We start from the raw sequence: 17,838 nt of genomic DNA on the forward strand, positions 1-17,838 counted from the left end.
GTGTGTTTTACCTTATGGAGCGCGTCTCCACTTCAGCCGGTGCCTTGCACCGGCTTTTTTATGCCCGATTTCCGTACCTGTTAAATTGCAGCAATTTACTCACCCTAATTGCACTCATAAATGACGCGCAAAAAAAAAGGCCCACCAAACGGTGGGCCAAACAGCAAGAACGCGTACACACTTTAACAGTGCGTGAGTAAATACGCTCCGTAATTTGCACAAGTTCATATATAAAAGATTACTTATTTTTAACCTCTACGCCTTTAAACTATGGCACTAGTTCTTTAGACTTTGTGTTAAGAACAAGGAAGCGAACTACAACCTTAGGGACACTTCATGACGTTTAAGGTAGTACTATGCAAAGCCGTTACAAACAGCTTAAAGAGAAACTCCCGATTTCCAGATTATCTGACGATGTGCTCCTCGCCCTGCGCGTTTTGTATGACGACCCTCTCGATGTTGTCGACTTAAAACAAGATATCGACGACCTAACGCTTTACCCCGAAAGACTTCAAGACAGCTATAGAAAAGAATGGGAAACCTACGTGTTAAAAGCATTAGCTGAGGATTTAAAGAGGGAGGAGGCGTTGTCCGCTAATGAGTTTATTGAAAACATTATGGAAAGGGTAGAAGAGGTGGAGAAAAACGACACCGCTTATGCCGCATATCGACCGATGATAGCCCAGGCTAAATCCATTAATGAATCAGGCAACACCCTTATATTCCCTAGCCCGTTTCGACAGCAGCTTATGGCCTTCTTATTGCCCGTAAGCACAGTAGAATAACCCCAGAAAATTTGCCTTAAAGCGCCTGCTAACAGGCGCTATTTATTGGCACTTTTTACCTTGTACTGAGACGGACAATAACCTCGGTCTACACCCTCTGGTCGTAAACTCGCATGCTTGGTTTTGCGGCCAGACACACGGGCTCGCCAATTTTTAAATGTCTTCTGCTTGAGATTTTTGCGCATCAGCTTTATTACCTCTTTTTCAGGTAATCCGAAAAGCTTTTCAATGGCTTCAAAGGGCGTTCTGTCTTCCCACGCCATTTCTATCACTCGCGACTGTTGTTCTTCGTCTAACATAGTTGTACTCATAAACGGTTTTGCTCGGTCTAAGGTAAAAGCGATTATCAAATTGAAGCGCTCTCTTATTAAACGCTTTTTTAACGTTGTCTTTTTACAGTATTTTTCAGGGCTTGCTTTGCGTAAGGTAACGCTTGTATATCGCTATATTTACGTAAAACACTGCGTTATCAGTACATACGAAAAAATATCGTCTTCGTTCAATTTTTATTAGAAGGTGCTGCGCTAGTCGTTCGCCTACTCGCCGGCCAAGTCATTAACTTCGTCATCTTTTTCAAATGCTAGTTTTAGCAGTTCGGCAGCTGCCTTTGCATCAGAGAGTGCTCGGTGATGGCGCTCCATCGAAATGTAGAAGTGCTTAGTTAAATTGGCCAATGAATAAGAGGGCAGCCCAGGGTGCGTGCGACGCATTTCTCTCACCGTGCACATTTTCGGACGGCGGAATGGCTGCTCAAGGCGGGCAAACTCTTGTTTAATAAAACCGTAGTCGAAGTTGACATTGTGAGCTACAAATACTGCATCCTCAGTAAATTCTGCAATATCATTGGCAACCTCAGAAAAAAGCGGCGCATCTTTTACCATCTCATCTGAAATGCCAGTTAGCCGAGTAATATTTGAAGGAATGCGGCGCTGAGGGTTCAGTAACGTTTGATAACGAGCAACCTCTTCACCAGCAATAAGTTTAACCATGCCTATTTCAGTAATACGGTTATAGCTGTTGTTTCCGCCAGTTGTCTCTATATCAACTACAACGTAGGGCTGTTCTGGGTCGCGTACCCAGTTTACGGTAGTGACTGCCACCTCAAACCCAGCCTGCTGCAAACGCTGAATAGAAACTAGCTGGTTGCGTCGTAACTGATCTCCCGGTGCTTTAATCTCTTCAAACCGCAACCCGTTGTCGTACACCATGATATCGGGAAAGCCATCTCTTAGACTTTCAAAGTCTTTGCACATCATTCTCAATAAGCTGTGAATAGACTGAAGCTTTCCGTATCGCAACAATGACTCTATGGGCACTAATAGTCGACTAGACCACATGAACAAGCTGTTCACCTTACCGAAGTGCTGCGTCGCCATTTTTTGAATATGAAATAGCAATTTTTCCGGCGTATCTAACGACGACAGCAACGCTTCAATACTAGATTCAAATTTGGCGTAAAAGTTATTCTGCTTAAGCGAAAGTGGGCGTCGGTCAAATTCCGTTACCAAGGTATCCTCTTCATAAAGCTGCTTCCAAAACGTTAATCCAAAAAGGCTTCGCCACAATCGGTTTTCTGTACGCCAGCCTTCAATGCCATGCCTAGCATAATGGGCAAGCACGCCACGCTCAACCTGCTGATTTTGGCTGACATCAATCGATAGTTCTCTGCTGGCATTGCGCAGCATATCGGTCACCGTACTGGTGCGCTTTTTGTTGTACTTGCGCGCATAGAAGTCTTCAGCAAATGCCAATAGCGTATCCGATTGAGGGTTATCGATAATGTACTCAAGTTCACTTTTCACTTCGTCAACAGAGCCGAGTTTATAACTTTCTCTTATCCATTTTTCTTTCGCTTTATCACTGTCTGCTAGGCGCAGAATATTAAGGCCTTTTTGCTTGTCTTCGTCTAATAGCTTTAATCCTAATGCGTACAGCAATTGATCTTTATAAAATCCTGCGGACACACCTTCGGTGCTAGGAAAGTCGCTATCAGCCAGGTTAAGCAAAGTCTCGGTGTGATAAAACGGAATTTGCGTGTAGTGGTTTGCGTAAAACCACGCAGCTTCTGTATCTGACTTACTCTCAAATCGGGCAACATCGGTCACCGAATCTGAACGAGTGCGCATAACGCCTAAATCTCTCATGGAGAATTGATTTAAGCGGCTCTTCGTATTGCCAAAATATAAAAATAATAGGAAGCGCAGTGCATCGTTAAACAAACACACTAAATAGTTATCGATAGAAAAGCGGCTAGGCCATCCATTCGCACGTATTTCATTGCCAAGTAGCGTCACTAACTTTGGCTTAGTTTGTGAGGACAATCCTTGCGTACTGCCGTAATCCGCCAACAGCGTTAATATGGCATCTTTGGTAAGCACACCGGCTATGTCATTAAACGAGGCGTTCGTGAGGTCGCCAAACCAACCGCTTTCTATTAGGCTGTTTATTTGAGCTTGAGGTGTGTTAATTTCTGCGTAATTAAATTGTGTTCGGTCAATAATCGCATATTTACGGTTAGCCGCACGTACGATAATGCACTGCTTGTCATCGTCTAACGCGTTAAAACGTTCGATAAACGATGCGGCCTCATCAGAAAGCAGTGTCGCGCTTGCCCCCTCAAAAAAGCTGAGGAACTCATGAAAATGAGTGAGGTAATAGCGGGGAGGGAGATCTTTTCGCACTTTTCGCATTTGGCCAGCAGCCCAGTCAATTAAAAATAGTCAGTTAACGATATTTGGGTACAGTTAATGGTTGTAGCCACTCAAGCTATGCCTTCTTAAAGGCATAGCGACTCAAATCACAACAAAACACTTTTTATAGTGTATATTTATACAGCACCATTAATCAACCTTTACCCGCTGTTTACTTACCCAGCTAAAAAACGATGCTAACTGCTCATCGGCTAGTAATAGCGGCAATGTACAGAGGTTTTTGGCAAGGGTCATTTCATCGTAAAAGTGGTGAATACCGCTATGACACTGCCTGCAAACATGCACCCCCTCTTGGCGTTCGGCTTTTGTGTAATGCTTCTTAAAATATTGACGCCTGTGCATTTTTTTCGGAATAAGATGATGATATGTCAGTCGCGTTTTACGTTTGCAGCAAGGACATATCCCAACAGTGTTTGCCACACCAACCACCTCACTATTGTTTAAATACCAAATGAATAACCTAAACATTTAGGCTATTCATTAATACCGAAAATACTGGCACCTGATCACTAATCTGCTACCTAAGCTTTTCAATAAGTCATCCAATAAATCATTCAACAAGCAATGCATAAGAAGTTAAAAACAATCCACCCATTGGTAATAAGCGTATTTATAGTAAATTGAAAAAACATGGAATTAAGATATGAGTTTGACACGCGCAATGGGCTTTTCCTGCCCGTACTGTATGGCCCCTAATGACGTTGAAATTGATGAAATAAACGACGTGGGTCAAGTTCAGGTACTAGACTGCCAAGTTTGCTGTCAGCCCATCGAATTAAGAGTGTTTCAGCACGGTGAAGAACTTTCTATAGAGGCAGAACGAGAAAATGACTGACCGTATGACTCGCGATGATTTAGATAACTTAGAGCAGCGCTACCGCGCTAATTTAATTAATAGTTTGTCTGGCTTTAAATCGGCGGTGTTGCTGGGAACCTCAGATGGGAAAACTAACAACTTAGCCATTATTAGCTCAGTAGTTCACATAGGTGCTAACCCGCCGCTACTTGGCATGATAATGCGTCCGCACACTGTGCAGAGAGATTCATTGGATAATATTAAGCAGCAGGGCTTTTACACCTTAAATCACGTGAATACTCAGTGGGCTGATAAAGCGCACCAAACCTCTGCCCGCTACGAGCAAGATGAAAGCGAATTTGATGCAGTGGGACTGACACCTTTTTTCAGCGATACGTTTAGTGCGCCTTATGTTAAAGAAAGCGAAGTTAACATTGGCCTTAAAGTCGCTCAGCATTTTAGCTTGCTCAATAATACCGAAATGGTAATTGGTGAAATCCAAGAAGTCTTTTTTGCTAAAGATGCCCTTGATAAAGATGGGTATCTTGATATTGAAGCTTTAAACACTGCGTCAATCAGTGGGCTAGATAGCTATCACTCAAGCAAACGGTTGGCGAGGTACGCGTACGCTAAGCCAAATGTCCCCCTTGAAACAAAGTAAACTTTTAAGCATAGACGCTGTCTTATTGTGCATGAATGGCAATAGATAAAATTTTATTAATCGATTAAAACTGAGTTTTACGCAATTTTTGTCGATCTTTACTGAAAAAGCGTTAGTATAAAGTATGTAACAAAAAACCTGCTCTTTCTGGGCAGGTTTTTTGCGTTTAAGGCACTGAATAAAAAAGAATCATTATCGTTTCTATCTCATTAGGAGAATGTTATGAAATCTGTTAATCGCCGCGACTTTATGAAATTCACGGGCTCGACGCTAATAGGGTTAACCCTAGGCGGCGTTGCACTGCGTGCACAAGCTCAAGAACAGTTGAGCGCAGACGATGCCACTGCAAAAGCCCTTAATTACACGCCAGCTTCAACTGTTGATGGTGCAAAATGCAGTAACTGCATGTACGTACAGGGCGCCGATGGCGAACCACACCGTCCATGTAATATCTTCCCTGGCAAACTGGTTAATGCAAACGGCTGGTGTAGCGCTTGGGTTAAAAAGCCTGGCTAGGTAGCGTGTCTTTCACTGTTGACTTATCAGCGCTGTCTCAAACGTTTGGATAATGACTGTGCTAATGTAGCGGTTGTTTCGCAAGCGCTGAGCTTCATTGAAGATTAGTGGCAACAAGCGAGGCAGAGTGAACAATGAAGAACAAGCTGTAAGCACTCATTACACAATTGTTGTGTAAACCAACAATAGAAAAGAGCCTCAACACATGGTGTTGAGGCTCTTTTTTTGTGTTTAGTTATAAGACGTTGTTAGCTCCTCATAGAGGAACCAAGCCCTAGTTGGACGTCACGTTTTCAGTAATGGATTCAAGCTCAGGCGCATCAAATCGTGAAGGTAAAAGACCCGGAGTGATAGAAAAGCCATGTTTGGCTTCAAAAACGCTACCAATTCGCAATACCTTTTCATCCATCCACTTACTCGCGATGAAGCTAAGTCCAACGGGGAGGTTTTTAATGTCATCAACAGGCACGGTTAAATGTGGGTACCCTGCTACCGCAGCTAAATAGCCAACGCCAATAAACCCGCCTGGCGAGTGATCGCCATACACCCCGTCAATTAAAAACGAAGGACTGTTCGAAGGAGAAACCAAAACATCAACATTGTGCTGCTGCATCAGTGTATCGATGCCGTTGGTTCCTGCGGTTTTCTGAATCAGTGAAAGTGCCGACTTATATTCCTCACTATCGATGGCCGCGGCTTCTAGCGACTTGTCAAAAATGTCTTGATTGAACAACGCTAGCTCTCGTTTATCTGTTTTGTTAAAAGCGATAAGTGCCTGTAAATCTCTCGCAGGAATATCTGCAGGCGAGTCGGCTAAATACTCGTTAATCGAGGAATGGAACTCACTTAACAGAACGTTGTACGAGTCTGCCCAAAAACTATCTGGCTGTTCGAAGTCGTCAATATCAACAAGGGTTGCGCCAGCATTTTCCAGGCTGCTTAACGCATTTTCGTAGGCTGCGAGTATATGAGGGTTATCGCCTTGCCTGAAACGTACCACACCAATTCTTACACCTTTTAAATCAGTAGCAATAAGCGATGCGTTAGGCTGCTGAATAAGGTGCTTGCCCGCATCTGCTGTTGCGCTGTCTTTTGTATCTTCGCCGGCCATGATAGACGCCATTAGCCATGCATCTTGAACATTGTTTGTCATTGGGCCGGCGGTATCTTGGCTAAATGAAATAGGAACAATGTGAGTGCGAGAAAGCATACCTACTGTTGGTTTAAAGCCAACCACACCGTTCATTGAAGACGGGCAGATAATAGAGCCATTTGTCTCTGTACCTACGGCAAGAGAGGCTAGGCGAAGGGCCATAGCGGCACCAGAGCCTGATGAAGAGCCACAGGCGCTTCTCGATAATAAATGCGGATTACGGGTTAGCCCACCCACTGCACTCCATCCACTAATTGACGACTCCGAGCGAAAGTTTGCCCACTCTGATAAGTTCGTTTTACCTAATATAATGGCATCAGCTGCTTTTAGCTTAGCCACAATCGGCGCATCGCGACCCGTTGTATTGTTCAGCAGTGCCATCGATCCCGCGGTGGTTGCCATCTCGCTTGTTTCAATATTATCTTTTAGTAAAACGGGAATTCCGGCTAATGCGCCAACGCTTTCGCCATTCTTAATTTTTGCATCAATGCGCTTAGCTTGCTCAAGGGCTTGGGTATTAATAGCCAGTACACTGTTAGTATCAGTATCTAGGCGCTCAATGCGAGCTAAATAGCCTGATACCAAATCATACGACGATAACTCGCCTGACTGAATAGCGCCGGCTTGGGCATACGCCGGTTTATCCAGCCATTGTGATGCCGTGCTTTGCTGCTTATTTGTTGTTGTGCATGCGCTGCATAGCGCCACAAAAATGAGTAGATACCACTTCTTTATCATTATTTTTCCCTTATTTTGCTACACAACTACTCAAAAGCCTGTTGGCGGCCTGCCTCAGGGTAAATAGCGGTGTAATTTTATTAACGCGCTTTTTTTAGCGTTTTTTTTCGCATTAACTACTTTTAATACTATGCAGCAAAAATAGTTCATATGTAACGAAAATAACTACGTAAAGCAGGCGGTATGTAGACGCTAAATGGAAAATAAACGTGCCAAAAATTAAGCAACAGAGGTTGCGAATAACGTACTTAGCAACTAATGTTATACATTCAACTTATAAGGATATTGTATGAATCGCTTCTTTATTGCTTCGGCTATCCTCGCCGTCGCGGCATCCTCCGCGGTTGCCAACCAAACCAAAGCACCAAACACGGCTTATGTACTCCAACTTTCAAGCAACCTGAACTGTGACAAGCTCGATATTGAATTAGTCTCTCAGTCTAATGCGAACACCCAGCGCCTTACATTTACGACAAGTGCGTTTGCTGCCGCAGAATTAGAAACGGGCACTTACCACTTCGGCAAGGTAAGTTGCGCTAAAGAAGGTGAAGTAAATACCTGGGATATCCTTGAAGGGCAGCTGGCCGCACTTTCATTGTCGGAAAGTAAAATTTATTACGGTGGCAAAATCATATTGAGAGAAGACTCAATGGCAGACAACAATGAGTCACCAGATGTTCTGGATAATTGCCCAAGAAGCATAAGTCGGGCTCGGGGAGCCTCTAGCGATTCATGTCGCGATGGTGTGGGCGTGAACTCATCGCCAAAAGGAACGGTGGAAGCATTCGCCCCCTCTGTAACCGAACAAGATATCGCCGCGGTGAGAAAGGCATTTAAAGCAACAGAAACAAGCCTTACTTATTTACCACTTCGTGGATAGCGTTTTAAATAGTTAAGCGTTTTTTGTTCTGCAAAGAACGTTAATAGGGAAGCGCACTAATACTAATAAAGGTGCGCTGGAAACTGTGCGCTATCAAAAAAAGTGCACTAATCAAGGTACGGATGAGTTTCCATTAAAGAGCGGGGAAAATAGGGGCAAAACAGTAGGCGCCTAGCCAGAAAGCTAGTTAGAAAGAATAGCGAACACACTTTCTGACCCGCTCCATTCAAGCCCATACTTTTCTAGTAAGGCTTGGTAACGACCGCTTTCAATAATTACAGACAAACTGTGATTAAACGCCTCACGCAGCTCTTCATTAGGAATAGCCGCTCGATAGGTAGAAATAGGAAAGAGTTCATGAATCACCACATCGTCGTTTTTATACCTGTCGTCGTTTAGTTTGAAGTAAGAAAAAATATTTCTGTCCATTACCGCTACATCAACACTGCCTAGCATTAGCATCTCAACTTGCCGCTCTTGTTTTGCCATTTCTAAATAGGTCGGTTGCGAAGAAAGCGTTGCTTCAAACGTTTTACCAAGTACTGATGTGGCAGTTTGAAAGGCCACCACACTCTTTGTCTTTAGCGCTTCAATACTATCAATATGAAGTTTTCTGTCTGAACGTGTTATGGCAACATTTTGATAGGCAATGTATGGATTAGAGAGGATATCTTCCGATACTGCATGAGAAGGCGTCAGCGTTAGCGCAATATCAACAGCCCCTTGATTGATTACCTTTGTCGTTCTGCCATAGGGCAGATAGAGCACTTTTGCACTGTGTCCCATATCGCTGAGAATAGCGCGTACTAGGTCAACTTCAAATCCACTGTCATTGGCAGAATTCACGTATGGCGGCTTATCCATCCCCACAAGTACCTCTACTTCTCGAGACTGCACGTTAAAAGCAGCTAGCAGTATAAAAAGAGGTAAAAGCAGTGATCGCATAGGTAAGTGATTCTCATTTAAGGATAAGTGAGCGACAATAATACAAGCTTGCAGATAAGTTGGTAGTCGACAAAAGATTAAGTTTTAATCAAAAAGCTCACGTTTCGAAAGGAAAAATAGCAAAAAGGAGCGGTAAAACTAGGGTATGCCCAATTGAACACTATTTTTATCAGCCGCCGGATTTCGTTTACATCAGGTGAAAGGTACAATACCGCCAAATACGTTAACGGCACACGACTATGGCTTGGCTACAACTACGAATTAATACCACTTCGGAACACGCAGATGCAATTGGCGATATGCTAAGTGCCAATGGCTCCCAAGCAGTCACTTATGTGGACGCGAAAGATACCCCCATGTATGAACCCAAGCCTGGCGAAGTGCTGCTTTGGCCCGACACGCAAGTGGTTGGTTTATTTGAAGCCGACGCTGATATGAAACGTATTTTAGAACGGTTAGCCAAAGCAAAAGTGTTGGGCCCAGACTTCACCTACAAGCTTGAACCACTAGAAGACAAAGACTGGGAGCGTGAGTGGATGGACAACTTCCACCCCATGCAGTTTGGAGAACGGCTGTGGATATGCCCAAGCTGGCGAGACGTTCCCGATCCTAATGCCGTTAATGTGATGCTCGACCCCGGCCTTGCCTTTGGTACGGGCACCCACCCTACGACTGCGTTATGTTTACGCTGGTTAGATGGTATCGACATGACGGACAAAACCGTGGTGGACTTCGGCTGTGGCTCCGGCATTTTGGCATTAGCCGCCTTAAAACTAGGCGCCAAACGTGTAATTGGAATTGATATCGACCCTCAGGCTTTACAAGCCACTAAAGAAAATGCCCGCAGAAATGGGGTAGAAGACCGCCTAGACGTGTTCTTACCTGAAAACCAGCCAGTGCTAGAGGCCGACGTGGTTGTTGCCAATATACTCTCTGGCCCTCTTCTTGAGCTGCGAGAAGTCATTACGGGATATTGTAAATCCGATGGATTGCTCGTGCTGTCGGGTATTTTAGCCGAACAGGTACCCACTATTGAACAGGCCTATGCGAACGATATCTCACTTGAGCCAAGTGCAATTGACGGTGAATGGGCGAGAGTATCTGGACGCAAGCATTAGTGCTGCGCGCTCAATAAGACATCACCTGTGATATTTTTTGTTCACTGAACCCGCATACATTTTCAGCTTCTCAGTGTTGCGCAATACGGTAAATCGATAAAAAGCAGGATGTAATTGTTAAATTTTTTCACATTACATCCCTTTTAACTCGTGGCTTTCACGTCTTAAGCACAAAATTTCACCAGTATTTATGCGTTAGATTACTAACGAGACAGATTTTTTTCGCTGTCAATACCGATAAGTGAAATTTTGTGTGATTTTTAGCCTTTTCAAGCATTGCGAAAACACGTACACTTAGCGCCCCGTTTTAGCCGGGTGTATAATTTCTGTGCAATTATAAATGGTGGGCTTCTCGTTAACTTATGCAACAACATATGCAAAATCCTTTGCAACAATCGTTGCAAATTGGACCATATAAGTTAGATAACAATTTGATGTTAGCTCCCATGGCTGGCGTAACTGACCGACCGTTTCGTCAATTATGCAAGCGCTTAGGCGCAGGTCTTGTAGTGTCTGAGATGCTGTCGAGTAATCCGAAAGTGTGGAATACCGCGAAGTCGCAGGCGCGCATGAACCATGAGGGCGAAGAAGGAATTCGCTCTGTACAGATAGCGGGTGCCGATCCTGAGCTTATGGCGCAAGCAGCGCAATTTAATGTTGAGAATGGTGCGCAAATCATCGACATCAATATGGGTTGCCCTGCTAAGAAGGTGAATAAGAAGCTTGCAGGTTCAGCACTGCTTCAGTACCCAGACACAGTGGAAAGTATCATCAAAGCAGTGGTTAACGCTGTCGATGTTCCTGTAACACTGAAAATACGTACCGGTTGGAATCCAGAAAATCGCAATGGGGTAGATATTGCCCGCATTGCAGAGCAAAACGGCATACAGTCGCTTGCTGTTCACGGTAGAACAAAAGCTTGTATGTATAAAGGAGAAGCAGAGTACGACACCATACGCCGAATAAAGGCGGCAATATCAATACCTGTTATTGCAAATGGTGATATTACTTCTCCACAAAAGGCACAAGAGGTACTGAATTACACTGGTGCAGATGGCGTTATGGTAGGTCGCGGCGCGCAAGGTAAACCTTGGATTTTTAAACAAATTCAACATTATCTTGAAACGGGCGAAACCTTGGCTCCACCGCCACTGTCACAACAGTTTGAGATTTTGTACGAACACGTAACGAACGTACAGGGTTTCTACGGTGACACAGCCGGTGTAAGAATAGCCCGAAAGCACGTGGGCTGGTATCTCTCGGAGCATGATACGGATCGTCAGTTTCGTAAAACGTTTAACGCTATCGACGATGCTACTGAGCAACTCGATGCACTAAATGCATATTTTCAAGCGCTGCAGACTAGAGAAAACCGACAGATTTCTCCCGCAGCATAGTGATGACTAACTAAAGAGCAACACAGTATTATGTTCGATCAAAACGTGACTTCACCTTTTACTACTACCGTAACTACGCCTTCACAAACGCAGGCTCAAAAGCCTTTGCGCGACTCTGTTAAGCAAGCGGTTAACAAGTACCTAAAGCAACTAGACAACGCAAACATCGATAACTTGTACGAAATGGTACTGGCTGAAGTGGAAGCACCACTTCTAGAAGAAGTTATGACCTACACTCGCGGCAACCAAACCCGCGCAGCGATTATGATGGGCATCAACCGCGGCACACTTCGCAAAAAGTTAAAGCAATACGGCATGAACTAAAATTCTAAGGGCGCTGCCCAGCAAAGAGCACCAATCGGTGCTCTTTTTGTTTCAACACTACAACTTTGAAGCTAATACATTTATGCAAACACCAAAACCAATCAAACGTGCTCTTTTAAGTGTCTCTGACAAAACAGGTATCGTCGATTTCGCGACAGCGCTGCACAATGCGGGCGTTGAGCTTTTATCAACAGGCGGAACTGCGAAACTTATCGCTGATGCAGGCCTTCCTGTAACGGAAGTGTCTGATCACACAGGTCACCCTGAAATTATGGCTGGCCGTGTTAAAACCCTTCACCCTAAAGTACATGGCGGCATATTAGCCCGTCGCGGTATTGATGAAGCGGTTATGCAAGAAAACAATATTGCACCTATCGATTTGGTCGTCGTAAACCTATACCCGTTTGCGGCTACTGTTGCCAACGATGATTGCACATTAGAAGACGCTATCGAAAATATCGATATCGGTGGTCCGACAATGGTGCGTGCAGCAGCGAAAAACCACAAAGACGTGACTATTGTGGTCAATGCAGCAGATTACGACAATGTACTAGCAGAAATGAACGCCAACAGCGGCTCGTTGAATTATAAAACCCGTTTTGACCTAGCCATTAAAGCATTTGAACACACTGCTGAGTACGATGGCATGATTGCCAACTACTTTGGTGCACGTCTAGATAGCACAGAGTGTGAAGAAGACTGCGACCACCAGCACAGTGAATTCCCTCGCACTTACAACGTTCAAATGAGCAAAAAACAAGACCTGCGCTATGGTGAAAACAGTCATCAAAATGCCGCTTTTTACGTTGAAAATACGATTCAAGAAGCCTCTGTTGCCACCGCTGAACAGCTTCAGGGTAAAGAGCTATCGTTTAACAACATTGCCGATACCGACTCTGCGCTAGAGTGCGTTAAAGAATTCGACGAACCGGCCTGCGTTATTGTTAAACACGCCAACCCTTGTGGTGTTGCTATTGGTGACGATATTTTAAGCGCCTACGATCGTGCTTTCAAAACCGACCCTACCTCTGCATTCGGCGGCATCATTGCCTTTAACCGCGAGCTCGATGCTAAAACAGCGCAAGCTATTGTAGATCGTCAGTTCGTAGAAGTGATTATTGCGCCAACAGTGAGCCACGAAGCAAAAGCAGTGGTCAGTGCGAAGAAGAATGTACGCCTTCTAGCATGTGGCGAGTGGGCTGGCCAGTTAACCGAAGGTTACGACTTTAAACGCGTTAATGGCGGCCTACTAGTTCAAGAACGCGACTTCGGCATGGTCGATAAAGAAGACTTAGAAGTTGTGACTAAAATCAAGCCATCTGAAGAGCAGCTTCGTGACCTTATGTTCTGCTGGAAAGTAGCCAAATACGTGAAGTCTAATGCCATTGTGTATTGCAAAGATGGTATGACTATTGGTGTGGGCGCAGGACAAATGAGCCGCGTATACTCTGCAAAAATTGCAGGTATCAAAGCCTCAGATGAAAACCTTGAAGTAGCCGGTTCGGTCATGGCCTCAGATGCATTCTTCCCATTCCGTGATGGCATAGATGCAGCAGCAGAAGCCGGTATAAAAGCGGTTATTCAACCTGGCGGCTCGATGCGCGACCAAGAAGTGATTGATGCAGCTGACGAACACGGTATTGCTATGGTGTTCACGGGTATGCGCCACTTCCGCCACTAAACCTTTTTAAAAGGTTGGCGTTTATTAAACCTTTCGCGTTTATTGAACGATTGGCGCCTACTAAAAGACGTGCGCTTTTTGCGCATAAATAGATATAGAACCCAGCGGGGCTCCACAGCAGCATGCTTAGTGCAGTGGAGTCACACTGTGACTTGCTCCCCGCTAGTCTATTCATCAGTAAAGAAGCACGTGGGTCAACGACCTTGTTTTACACCTTGTTTATTACTCGGTTTATCACATTGTTAGTAACCCCTACATACAGCAGAAACGTGCATCAGCGCCATGTGCCGATGGTAGAGCGTGAATGCGATAGAGTTGCGAATTATTCTGTTGGGTGTCGGATGCGTGTCACACTTAGCTGATAGTCTTGATCTGACTTGTGGTACCTTGTAGTAATAGTGTTAACACAAATACTGTTGTTACAAATAATAGTGTTAAAAAGAGCACCATTTCCTAGGGCGTATTGACCTAGAGTGCTTTGACAAAAATACCCTCGACAGAAAAGGAAATAATAATGAAAAAGTTAGCTCAATTAGTATTAGCAGCCAGCCTAGGCTTCTCTGCAAATTACGCCACAGCCGATGCCATATCGGATGCCGCAATGAGTGATATCCGCACGGCAAAAGCGAAAGTGCGCGATGAATATCGCAACCCTCAACAAACCCTTCGATTTTTTGGACTATCGTCAGACATGACGGTAGTTGAAGTATCGCCTGGCGGCGGTTGGTATGCTGACATCATCAGCTCTGTTGTTAAAGACGACGGCCAGTATGTAGCAGCGCATTACTATGTCGATGAGTCGACGAACGACTACTACAAAAAAGCACTAGATGGCTTTAAAGAACAAACTAAGCCGGGCATGAAGTATGAAGGCGCGATGATTACTGCGTTCCACCCAACCAAAGCCCTAGATATTGCCCAAGCAGGCAGTGCTGATATGGTGCTAACGTTCCGCAATGTACATAACTGGTATATGCGTAGCGAAGATGAAGGTGTTGATAATGCGTTTGGTGCCTTTTTCAAAGCGCTTAAGCCTGGTGGCGTATTAGGTGTGGTAGAACACCAACTGCCAGAAAGTGCCGATAATGAAGCCATGAAGAACAGTGGTTACATGAAACGTAGCTATGTGGTTGCCGCCGCTGAGAAAGCCGGCTTCACACTAGAAGCAAGTAGCGACGTTAATGCAAACCCAATGGATACGGCCGATCATCCAAAAGGTGTGTGGACATTACCTCCTCGCTTAGCACTTGAAGATCAAGATCGTGTAAAATACCTTGCCATCGGTGAGAGTAATCGCATGACGCTTAAATTTAAAAAGCCTAATTAATAAAACCTAAAGTTAAAACGGAATAGTGAATGAACGTACTTGTAATTGGCGGCGGTGGTCGCGAACATGCGCTAGCTTTTAAAGCAGCCCAGTCTTCTGAAGTTTCAACAGTTTTTGTCGCGCCTGGTAATGCAGGCACAGCAACAGAGCCTAAGCTAGAAAATGTACCTATCGATGTTAATGACATCGCAGGTTTAGTTTCTTTTGCAAAAGGTAACGACGTTGAACTTACCATTGTTGGTCCAGAAGCGCCGCTAGTTGCAGGTGTTGTCGATACATTCACTAACGAAGGACTGATGATTTTCGGTCCTACAAAGGCGGCCGCGCAACTTGAAGGGTCTAAGGCATTTACCAAAGACTTTTTAGCGCGCCACCATATTCCCACTGCCGAATATCAGAACTTTACTGATATTGAGCCTGCCATCGACTACGTTCGTGAAAAAGGCGCACCCATTGTTGTTAAGGCCGATGGCCTAGCGGCAGGTAAAGGCGTGATTGTTGCGATGACCTTAGAAGAGGCAGAAGCAGCTATTCGCGATATGTTAGCGGGTAATGCATTTGGCGACGCTGGCAGCAGAGTAGTTATTGAAGAATTTTTAGATGGCGAAGAAGCGTCGTTTATTGTCATGGTAGATGGCAAAAACGTACTGCCATTTGCCACAAGCCAAGACCATAAGCGAGCAGCTGATGGCGATAAAGGGCCAAACACAGGCGGAATGGGTGCATACTCTCCAGCGCCAGTAGTTACCCAAGCTATTCACGACCGAGTTATGAAAGAAGTGATCATGCCTACGGTTGAAGGCATGGCTGCGGAAGGTAACGACTATGTGGGTTTCCTTTATGCTGGCCTTATGATCATGGCTGACGGCACGCCTAAAGTTATCGAGTACAACTGTCGCTTTGGCGATCCAGAAACTCAGCCTATTATGCTTCGTTTACAGTCCGACCTTGTTCCACTGTGTATTGCAGCCTGTAAGGGCGAACTTGACGGACAAACCATCGACTTTGACTCTCGCGCATCAGTAGGTGTTGTAATGGCAGCTGGCGGCTACCCTGGCAGCTATGACAAGGGCGATGAAATAACAGGTTTTGAAGAAGCAGCTAAATTAGAAGGCAAGGTGTTTCATGCTGGAACTACGCTTAGCGACGGCAAAGTCGTTACCGCTGGCGGACGTGTACTGTGCGCCACAGCGCTTGGAAATAGCGTAACTGAAGCACAACAAAAGGCTTACGACCTACTTAATACTATACAATTTAAAGACGTTTACTACCGCACCGATATAGCTCACCGAGCCATAGCGAGAGAAGCGAAAGCCTAGCTTTAACGTCGAGTTTAGGGCGCTTAATTAAGCAGAACTTTCTTAAACTCTAACTTCAGTAAAAATAAAAGCGAATTAGTGCTGACTAATTCGCTTTTTCTTTATCTGCTTCAACCATTTGGTTTCTTGCTTCAATAAATATTGCTACATTGATGATGTAGCATTCACTAAGTTAACTAACAATGACATTGCAACAAGCCTGCTATCACATACTTGCGCCCGCCTCTGAAGCCACTCATTTTAAAAGGGCGAGCCGTTTTTTTGACTTCTGTCTAGTTGTTATCATTACAGTCAACATTGCTGCGATGATGCTAGAGACCGTTCCTAATATATCCCAGGCCTGGTTAGTCAAGCTTCACACTATTGAAGTTATTTCGGTGGTTTTATTCGCCGTAGAGTATGTGCTGCGTGTTTACAGCAGTGCATCAGATCCAACTATAAGTAGCAGGGCTTTTCAAACAGCGGTCTCTACTAAAGCTGAGTCGCCCTGGAAAAAGCGCTGGCATTACATTAAAAGCCCTATGGCTATTATAGACTTAATGGCCATATTGCCGTTTTTCCTCAGTATGTTCTTGGTGTTCGATTTGCGTATTTTACGTATTTTCAGAGTGCTAAGAATATTAAAGATTGGTCGCTACTCTCGCTCTATCCAAACCCTCGTTGATGTGGTGCGCAGCGAAGCACATTCTCTTTTCGCCGCACTGAGTGTATTAATGCTGTTTACAGTGATTGCCGCCACCTGCATTTACTACATCGAACACAATGCCCAGCCCGAGGTGTTTAGCAGCATTCCTGCTTCGCTGTGGTGGGCCTTAGTGACTTTAACCACAGTGGGCTATGGAGACGCTGTACCCATCACGTCACTCGGTAAACTCTTTGGCGGCTTTATTACCATAATGGGGATTTGCTTTTATGCATTACCAGCGGGGATTTTATCTTCGAGCTACACAGGAAAAATGCAGCTTAAACGAGACCGATTTAAAGATACCGTTCGCACCGCGCTAGATGACGGTGTGCTCAGTGAACATGACGCTCATCATATTGAACGGGTACGCGGCTTACTTGATTTAGACGAAGAAGAAGCCCACCTTATCATTCGCTTACTGCAACACCACCACAACGGTAAGTCGAAAAACGAATAAAAGGCACTGGGCTGTTAATTATTGGTCTGTTAATTGACTGGCCCATTAATTGATTAGGCAGCTATAGTTGGCTTTGAATGTGGTGACTCATATCTGATCTGACACGTTCATTTGTTGGTTTAGACACCACCTGACAGGCCGCTTTAGACATTAGCAGACGTTAAGGTTATTGTATTTTAGCTTCCGGTCTGTGCCATTGGCAGACACTGAATGTTGTTTAGATAAGTGGCAGCAAACGACCTAAAGCCGACATTAGCAAATGTAAGTTGTCAGACTTTTATGAGCGACTACCAGATCGTCACCACCGCGCGGGCGGTGGTCTGCTGAAGACAAGGAGCAGACGGT

Annotated in this window: 17 protein-coding genes; 12 read left to right on the top strand and 5 right to left on the bottom strand. The window is 44.7% G+C overall.

Annotation, left to right across the window (positions count from 1 at the left end):
* The first annotated feature begins 356 nt into the window (after positions 1–356).
* Positions 357–785 (top strand): hypothetical protein, encoded by a 429-nt coding sequence (locus JV36_RS0114600; RefSeq protein ID WP_032097610.1) that lies wholly within the window; start codon positions 357–359, stop codon positions 783–785.
* Between the two features lie 38 nt (positions 786–823).
* On the opposite strand, the gene JV36_RS0114605 is transcribed toward JV36_RS0114600, so the two are convergent.
* The 3 genes from JV36_RS0114605 to JV36_RS19455 all read right to left on the bottom strand — a co-directional run bounded on the left by JV36_RS0114605 (position 824) and on the right by JV36_RS19455 (position 3,916).
* Positions 824–1,096, bottom strand: coding sequence for a TIGR03643 family protein (locus JV36_RS0114605; protein WP_235207857.1), 273 nt, complete (start codon positions 1,094–1,096; stop codon positions 824–826).
* Positions 1,097–1,321: 225 nt separating this feature from the next.
* The gene (locus JV36_RS0114610; RefSeq protein WP_032097763.1) at positions 1,322–3,466 is read right to left on the bottom strand and encodes an exonuclease domain-containing protein; all 2,145 of its coding nucleotides are present in this window, start codon (positions 3,464–3,466) and stop codon (positions 1,322–1,324) included.
* Between the two features lie 159 nt (positions 3,467–3,625).
* On the bottom strand, positions 3,626–3,916 hold the full coding sequence (locus JV36_RS19455; protein WP_032097762.1) for a hypothetical protein: 291 nt from the start codon (positions 3,914–3,916) through the stop codon (positions 3,626–3,628).
* A 223-nt stretch (positions 3,917–4,139) separates the two neighbouring features.
* Between JV36_RS19455 and JV36_RS0114615 the strand changes: the two genes are divergently transcribed.
* From JV36_RS0114615 to JV36_RS0114625, 3 genes are all read left to right on the top strand, one after another.
* Entirely contained in the window at positions 4,140–4,331 is a 192-nt protein-coding gene (locus JV36_RS0114615; protein WP_032097608.1) for a CPXCG motif-containing cysteine-rich protein, read from the top strand.
* Positions 4,324–4,953: a flavin reductase family protein gene (locus JV36_RS0114620; RefSeq protein WP_032097607.1), complete on the top strand. Its 630-nt coding sequence runs from the start codon at positions 4,324–4,326 to the stop codon at positions 4,951–4,953. Before JV36_RS0114615 ends, JV36_RS0114620 begins: the two co-directional genes overlap by 8 nt.
* Before the next feature lie 222 nt (positions 4,954–5,175).
* Positions 5,176–5,469, top strand: a complete 294-nt coding sequence (locus tag JV36_RS0114625) for a high-potential iron-sulfur protein (RefSeq protein ID WP_032097606.1) — start codon at positions 5,176–5,178, stop codon at positions 5,467–5,469.
* A 274-nt stretch (positions 5,470–5,743) separates the two neighbouring features.
* Here JV36_RS0114625 and JV36_RS0114630 read toward each other — a convergent pair whose 3' ends face one another.
* Positions 5,744–7,360: an amidase gene (locus JV36_RS0114630; protein ID WP_032097605.1), complete on the bottom strand. Its 1,617-nt coding sequence runs from the start codon at positions 7,358–7,360 to the stop codon at positions 5,744–5,746.
* 289 nt (positions 7,361–7,649) lie between these two features.
* Here JV36_RS0114630 and JV36_RS0114635 point away from each other — a divergent pair, with 289 nt between their 5' ends.
* Entirely contained in the window at positions 7,650–8,240 is a 591-nt protein-coding gene (locus JV36_RS0114635) for a hypothetical protein (protein WP_032097604.1), read from the top strand.
* Between the two features lie 183 nt (positions 8,241–8,423).
* Here the strand turns inward: JV36_RS0114635 and JV36_RS0114640 are convergent, their stop codons facing one another.
* Positions 8,424–9,185, bottom strand: a complete 762-nt coding sequence (locus tag JV36_RS0114640; RefSeq protein ID WP_052010352.1) for a substrate-binding periplasmic protein — start codon at positions 9,183–9,185, stop codon at positions 8,424–8,426.
* Between the two features lie 239 nt (positions 9,186–9,424).
* On the opposite strand from JV36_RS0114640, the gene prmA reads away from it, so the two are divergent.
* The 7 genes from prmA to JV36_RS0114675 all read left to right on the top strand — a co-directional run bounded on the left by prmA (position 9,425) and on the right by JV36_RS0114675 (position 17,493).
* Complete coding sequence (gene prmA / locus JV36_RS0114645; RefSeq protein ID WP_032097603.1) at positions 9,425–10,303, top strand: 50S ribosomal protein L11 methyltransferase; 879 nt, start codon at positions 9,425–9,427, stop codon at positions 10,301–10,303.
* Positions 10,304–10,701: 398 nt separating this feature from the next.
* Complete coding sequence (gene dusB / locus JV36_RS0114650; protein WP_032097760.1) at positions 10,702–11,700, top strand: tRNA dihydrouridine synthase DusB; 999 nt, start codon at positions 10,702–10,704, stop codon at positions 11,698–11,700.
* 30 nt (positions 11,701–11,730) lie between these two features.
* Positions 11,731–12,024 (top strand): DNA-binding transcriptional regulator Fis, encoded by a 294-nt coding sequence (fis, locus tag JV36_RS0114655; RefSeq protein WP_012520109.1) that lies wholly within the window; start codon positions 11,731–11,733, stop codon positions 12,022–12,024.
* A gap of 82 nt (positions 12,025–12,106) precedes the next feature.
* The gene (purH, locus tag JV36_RS0114660; protein WP_032097759.1) at positions 12,107–13,705 is read left to right on the top strand and encodes a bifunctional phosphoribosylaminoimidazolecarboxamide formyltransferase/IMP cyclohydrolase; all 1,599 of its coding nucleotides are present in this window, start codon (positions 12,107–12,109) and stop codon (positions 13,703–13,705) included.
* A 514-nt stretch (positions 13,706–14,219) separates the two neighbouring features.
* Positions 14,220–15,032 (top strand): class I SAM-dependent methyltransferase, encoded by an 813-nt coding sequence (locus tag JV36_RS0114665; RefSeq protein ID WP_081926639.1) that lies wholly within the window; start codon positions 14,220–14,222, stop codon positions 15,030–15,032.
* Between the two features lie 29 nt (positions 15,033–15,061).
* Entirely contained in the window at positions 15,062–16,351 is a 1,290-nt protein-coding gene (purD, locus tag JV36_RS0114670) for a phosphoribosylamine--glycine ligase (protein WP_032097602.1), read from the top strand.
* Between the two features lie 182 nt (positions 16,352–16,533).
* Positions 16,534–17,493 carry an ion transporter gene (locus JV36_RS0114675; RefSeq protein WP_032097601.1) on the top strand — a complete coding sequence of 320 codons (960 nt, stop codon included), beginning with the start codon at positions 16,534–16,536 and terminating at the stop codon, positions 17,491–17,493.
* The last annotated feature ends 345 nt before the right edge of the window (positions 17,494–17,838 follow it).

The sequence above is a fragment of the Alteromonas sp. LOR genome (assembly GCF_000753865.1).
Taxonomy (GTDB): domain Bacteria; phylum Pseudomonadota; class Gammaproteobacteria; order Enterobacterales; family Alteromonadaceae; genus Alteromonas.